This window comes from Frankia sp. CgKIO3 (assembly GCF_977946435.1).
The window spans coordinates 1-797 of the sequence record NZ_CDWTMO010000257.1 but is presented as its reverse complement, the minus strand read 5'-3'; the positions used below and the strand labels follow the sequence as shown (position 1 = coordinate 797).

The following is a 797-nucleotide window of genomic DNA, read 5'->3' as shown; positions in this document are numbered from 1 at the left end:
TGACCCTGAAGAAGGAGTTCGTCCACCTCCACGCCTTCGCCGTCCTGAAACAGCTCCGCGCCGGCATCTTCGACTACGTCGAGACGTACTACAACCGCAGAAGGATACATTCCACGATCAATTACATGACGCCCGTCGAGTACGAGGCCAAGTTTGAAAGGGAGCACCAACAAGCCGCATAATGGAACTGTCTACTAAATCGGGAACGCTCCACTCATGGTCTGGATCCCAGCGCAGACCGGGCGGTTCCTCGACCACGCCCATAGCGACCCGCTCTACCCTGTCTTCCACCTCATCGCCTACCGAGGGCTCCGACGCGGTGAATCCGTCGCCGTCCACCTCGACGACATCGACGTCACCAACGCAACCCTCACCATTCGCTGGCAGTTCGTCCAGATCAGCTACGCCACCCAACTCGCCAAGCCGAAATCCGACGCCGGGGACCGTGTCATCTCCCTCGACCCCGACACCCTCGCCGTCCTGAAAACCTGCCGCACACGCCAACCGGCTCGCCGCCGGAACCATCTGGCCGAACAACGGCCTCGCGTTCACCCACCCCGACGGCACTCCCATCCACCCCGAACACCTCACCAACCGCTTCCACACCCTCATCCAGGAAGCCGACCTACCCCCATCACCATCCACGGCCTCCGCCACGGCGCCGCCACCCTCGCCCTCGCCGCCGGCGCCGACCTCAAAGCAGTCCAAGAACTCCTCGGCCACTCCACGATCATGATCACCGCCGACGCCTACACCCACATCCTCCTCGACCTCGCCGCCGAGATCGCCCGCAACAC

The 797-nt window shown here is 63.2% G+C and carries 2 protein-coding genes; both read left to right on the top strand.

The genetic code is table 11. The features are described 5' to 3' along the window. On the top strand, positions 1 to 182 hold a 182-nt coding region (locus AC08OJ_RS19130; RefSeq protein ID WP_476596458.1), incomplete at its 5' end, for an IS3 family transposase. Positions 183 to 216: 34 nt separating this feature from the next. Next, a partial coding sequence (locus tag AC08OJ_RS19125; protein ID WP_476594648.1) for a tyrosine-type recombinase/integrase occupies positions 217 to 797 on the top strand: 581 nt, incomplete at its 3' end.